Source organism: Bradyrhizobium sp. (assembly GCF_035935975.1).
GTDB lineage: Bacteria > Pseudomonadota > Alphaproteobacteria > Rhizobiales > Xanthobacteraceae > Bradyrhizobium.
Window position 1 is genome coordinate 1 of record NZ_DASYWN010000047.1, and the last position, 4990, is coordinate 4990.

Sequence of the window (4990 nt, forward strand, 5' to 3'; positions counted from 1 at the left end):
AAATGTCAGCTGACCGGAATTCGTGAGATTCGCCGCCTTTTTGAATCGGATTTCGTGAGACTACGTGCACGGCGCTGAACCGGCCTGGCATTAAGCGATTGATTCAGCATCGTTATTGGCGATGGCCGCGCGTCGCCCGAGTTTGTCACGTGGTCTCACGATTTCCGACTCGGATGCAGGTAGTCTCATGATTTCCGCTCCATTCGGCGGGGGTGGAAGGCGGGTAACTTGAGCATCCGGCGTGCCTCGGGGCCACCTTTCGCACCCTGCCCGCGCTCGACGCCCCCAAAATTGCGCGCTTTCAGCCATAAACGCCGCTGGGCGCGTTTTGGCGCCTTTTTCGCGCCGTGGGCCATCCGAACCCCGAAATGCCGCTGTACGGCTGTTTATGAGGCTCGATAAAACACGTCTGCAACTGGCCGGTTGATCACAGCCGTCGATACTGTACAAACGGCCGTGAAACCTCCCTCGAAAGGCCGCCATGGCAAAGGCCCCCTCCCCTTCTCCCCCGCGACCGCGCCGTCTCATCGGCTACGCGCGGGTCTCGACGGAGGACCAGGTCACCGATGCACAGGCCGACGAGCTCAGGCAAGCCGGTTGCGCCGTCATCCACCACGAACAGGGTTCCGGCGCATCGCGCTCGCGGCCCCTGCTGGCGAAGCTGATGCGCGAGATCCGCGCCGGCGACGTCCTGGTCGTGGTCAGGCTCGACCGCCTCGCCCGATCGGTCAGCCATCTTCTCGAGGTGATCGAGACGCTCGAAAAGCGCGGCGCGCATTTCCGCTCGCTGCGCGATCCGATCGACACCTCGACGCCGCAGGGAATGTTCTCGCTGCAAGTGCTCGGCGCGGTCGCCCAGTTGGAGCGCGCGCTCATCGCCGAGCGCACGAAGGCCGGAATAGCCGCCGCCAAGGCGCGCGGCCGCCTGCCAGGCAATCCGGGTCTGCGCGAGCGCCGGCCGGAAAGCATCCGCGCCGTTGCGGCGGCCCGGGACAGCGTCTATGTCGGCGACCTTATCGCCTCGGCGCAAAGCTGGCTGCCGATCGTGCGGCGGCTGCGGCCCCAGCATAACTGGGACGACGTGGTGCGGGTCCTGAGCCACAAGGGGCAGAGCTGGACGGTGGAACGTCTTCGCCGCTCGGTCTATCGCCTGGTGCGCGAAGGCCTGGCGGAGCCTGAGCTTGTCCAGCGCGCGCCGCGGCGGCAGCCTGAGGACCGATTGATGACACTCGTGGCCGGCATCGCCATCGCCGACCCGGATCTCAGCCTGCGGGCGATCGCCGCGCAGCTCGAGGCGATGCGCGAACGGACCCCACGGGGCGGTTGGCAGTGGGCAGCCTCGTCCGTCAAGCATCTGCTCGATCGCGCCAGGCGTCTCGGCCTGAAGGTGCACGAACCCGCTGACGGCTGAGACGAACCCTTGTCGCCGCCCCCCTGCCCTCCCCTCTCGTCGTGATGTGGCGGTCGCCGCGAGCGACAGCGTTACGGATCCCGGTCGGCCAACGGTCAATCAGCCCCAACACTTTTTTTCGGCCGAACTCATCGGTGGTCTCCAGGATGTGGGCGACTGCGGTGGCCGGATTCTTCAAAAGCCGAGCAAGGCCGATTGCGATGGCGTAACGCTCCGCGAAGGGCGCATCGCGCAAGCCGGGAAGCGCACGCGGCAGAAGCTGGTTGTAGACCGGGACAGCGCTGTTGAATTCGGGCACGAGAATGCCGAGCACCGGCCGGGGACACGGTCGCGAAAGCTCCATCGCATGGGCCTGCTGATCGGAGCGCGCCAACCTGGCCAGTTCCCATGGCGCCGGCGGCGACGGCTTGCGATGCGGCGCGAGCAACAGGGAGATCGCGGCGTCGACGGGCACGACGGCGGTTTCGCCGCCTTTGGCCCAGTTGGACAGGATCGCGGCGCCGCGGCAAGCTGATCCGACATCGCTCAACACGCTAGCGCCCCTTGTATCCGGGCTTTGCAGTGGCTGACGGTGCCGATCGCAATAGAAGCTGAAGGCGAAAGACCACGTTCGCAACCTTGGCGGTCGCTGCATGCCGCGCGAGCAGACCGGGCAGATCTCACGAGCGTCGGGCCGAAGCAGGCTGCGACAGCGCGACGATGCGTTATGGAAGGTCATGGCGAACAGGCGTTCAACCGAGCTGTTCGTTGCAGCGGCGATGCGCTCCATGTCGGTCCGCACCGGATCGATCTCGAGTTGCAGCGCAGGCCGGGACCATCCGACATGGGCCTGTAGCTCGTCCAGGGAAACCAGATAGACGTCGGCGATCCGCTCCAGCCAGGAACTCAGCCGTTCGTCCCGAAAGGGCGGCGGCACGACCGGCAGCGGCGCCCTCCCCTCCCCCGCCATGAGTCAGGCCGCGAAAGTCGTCGGCGCGGTGACGCGGTGATCGAGGATCGCGGCCGACGTGATCCGTTCTGTGCCGTTGAGGATGGCGTCTGTCGCCAGACCCCTGACCATCTTGAAGATCGCGTCGGTGATTCCGCCATTAGCCTCGACGAGACGCTTGAGGGCGCTGTCCGTCAGCTCCGACGGCAAGCGCAACGGCAGCGAGTACAGAAGACCGCCGATCAGCCCGTGGAAGTCGGCATCGGGCCGCCACGGCGCCAAGCCGTAGGGTTCGAAGCGGCTGTTGAGATGGGCATCGCCCCGAATTGCATCGCGTGCCTCGTGCGACCCGAGGCAGATCAACGGAATCCGCAGCTCATTGCCGAGGAAGCGCAGCAGATTGAACATCCTACGCTGCTCGCGATAGGTGCCGGCGATCAGATTCTGGACCTCGTCGATGACAAGCATGCGCGGCGCGATCTCCTGGAGCAGCCGCAGCGCCTGTGTCTCGAGTTGCCCGAGCGTCGCGCGGGTCGGCGGCGGCGCGCCGATCACGGAAAGCAGGCGATGATAGAAACGGCCTTCGTCCGGGGAAGCGACCATCTGCACGACAATGACCGGCCGATGATGGATCCCGCTGCTCTCATCGAAGCTTGGCGGATTGGCGCGCACGAACTTCTCGATGATCATCGTCTTGCCCATGCCGGATGCACCGAAGATCAGCAGATTGGGCATGCGGGCGCGCTTGGGAAACAAAAACAGTTCCTCAAGCTTGGCGAGCGCCTGACGCGCACGCGGATAGTCGATCCACCGGTCCACCTGGATATGCTCGATACGCTCGCGATCGGGCAGATCGGCGTGGCTCTGAACGGCTGGATCGAGGTGCGAATAGGCCGTCATTCCCATACCTCCACCGGGAAATGGGGTAAGGCGATCACCGGTTCGTCCGCCGGAGCGCTTGCCGGAAGCGCCGGCCCTGGCTGCAGATGGGCGCGGCGAGCACGTAGCCTGCGGGTTTGCGTGGTCTCCCGGCTCGCCTGATCGACCAAGGCCCGTTGCGCGGCGATCGTCTGGAAGATCGTCTCCTCATCGATCTCGCGGCGGCCGCGAGCCCGTTGCACGCGCAGCGCCGCCTTCTGCTCCCAGAGCGTGATCGCTGGGCGTCCGGGATTGCGCGTCGGCGCCATCAGATAGTTCCCGCCAAGCTTGACGAAGACCTGATGCAGGTCCCTTGGGTCGTATTTGACGAGAACCTTGTCGTCGCACCTGCCAATCCAGCGCGCAAAGCCATCCGACCAGTAGCAGATATTGTTGAGATGAATGCCGGTCCGCCGCAACACGCGCGGCTCGAACGGCAGGAAATCGATCAGGAAGGCGAGTGGATCGCGCACATGCCGGGGCGGATGCGCGGCTATGGCCTCATTCCAAGCCGCGACCGGAGGCCGACCAATGCCGCGGTGCAGGTCGGAATGGTAGGCGATGATTTCCAGCGTCAGCCAAGTCTCGAGCTCGCGCATGGTCATCACGGCGCGCGCTTCGGAGTCGTAGTCGCCCCGGTCCAGCACGTTGGAAAAGTGCGTGCCGGGCAGCAGATGAACGGCGCCCATCATGGTGCCGATCAGGCGCTCGACATGCCCGCCGAACCGCGGCGTTCCCGGCGGACGATAAGAGACGACGATGTTGTGATCGTCACAGCCGAGCTTGAAGGCGCGAGAGTGGAATTCGGCGCCGTTGTCGACGTGAATGCATTCGGGCAGGCCGCTTGCCGGCCATTCCAGCGATATCCCGCGGTCCGCCAACCAGCGCGTCTTGTCGATGATCGCATGCGTTAGGCAGAGGGCTACCGATGTCACGGACGGCGCCTCCAGGGACAGGTAGAAGCCCAGCACCATCCGGGTGCAGACATCGATGGCGATGGTCAGGATGGGGCGGCCGATCGGCTGCCGTTCGATCGGATCGACAACCGTCACGTCGACCTTCGTATGATCGATCTGAACGACCTGTAGCGGATGCTGCACCGAAAACTCGCCTGGGAGCGCCAGGAACTGCGCGTCGGCCCGCGCCTTGCCCTCGCGACGGCGCGTCAGGGCCTCCGCATCGAAAGTCGCAAGATAGCCCTTCAGGCGTCGGATCGAGGGCGGCGTCAGGCGGTTGTGACGACACGCTGAACAAACGCGCTTCCACAGGCGTGTTAGCGTCGGCCGTTCTGGTGTGGCATAAAAGGTTCGGATCGCTTCATCGATCAGTTCCTTCAGTTCCGGCTCAAAGGCATCAATCCCGCGTCGCTGCCGACCAGGCTTGCGGCCAACCAGAACGGTGACCCGCTGATCTTCCCGGAACGCCTTCAGCCAGCGGAACAGCGTCGAGCGGCTGACGTCCAATTCGGCCGCCGCATCGGCAATCTCACCCGGGCTTGGACGGTTCGGCAAGCGTCGCAGCACCTCGGCACGGGCGAGAGCGCTTTCCCATTCCTGGTCGCCAACCTCGTTGCGGTCGATAGCCATGTTGCGATGATCGCCAACGTGATCTCACTATATCCGAATCGGATTGTAGCGTAGTCTCACGAAAAGTGAATCAGTCTCGCAAATCTGAATCGTCTAAGCTATTGAAAAGGGCCGCATGTGTGCAGCACAAAAAACGGTCAACCCACA

4 protein-coding genes are annotated in these 4990 nt (G+C 64.5%); 1 reads left to right on the plus strand and 3 read right to left on the minus strand.

The window, feature by feature from the left end; translation table 11 throughout:
* Positions 1-481 precede the first annotated feature (481 nt).
* A complete protein-coding gene (locus tag VGR99_RS29490; RefSeq protein WP_137902218.1) occupies positions 482-1411 on the plus strand; it encodes a recombinase family protein in 930 nt (309 codons plus the stop codon).
* Here VGR99_RS29490 and VGR99_RS29495 read toward each other — a convergent pair.
* Genes VGR99_RS29495 through VGR99_RS29505 form a run of 3 tightly spaced genes read right to left on the minus strand, consistent with a single transcriptional unit; the run spans position 1347 to position 4843 of the window.
* Positions 1347-2360: a TniQ family protein gene (locus VGR99_RS29495; RefSeq protein WP_137902217.1), complete on the minus strand. Its 1014-nt coding sequence runs from the start codon at positions 2358-2360 to the stop codon at positions 1347-1349. The two genes, VGR99_RS29490 and VGR99_RS29495, sit on opposite strands and share 65 nt — an antisense overlap.
* Before the next feature lie 3 nt (positions 2361-2363).
* Positions 2364-3239 carry a TniB family NTP-binding protein gene (locus VGR99_RS29500; protein WP_137902216.1) on the minus strand — a complete coding sequence of 292 codons (876 nt, stop codon included), beginning with the start codon at positions 3237-3239 and terminating at the stop codon, positions 2364-2366.
* On the minus strand, positions 3236-4843 hold the full coding sequence (locus VGR99_RS29505; protein ID WP_137902215.1) for a Mu transposase C-terminal domain-containing protein: 1608 nt from the start codon (positions 4841-4843) through the stop codon (positions 3236-3238). The genes VGR99_RS29500 and VGR99_RS29505 overlap by 4 nt, the downstream gene beginning before the upstream one ends.
* Between the last annotated feature and the right edge of the window lie 147 nt (positions 4844-4990).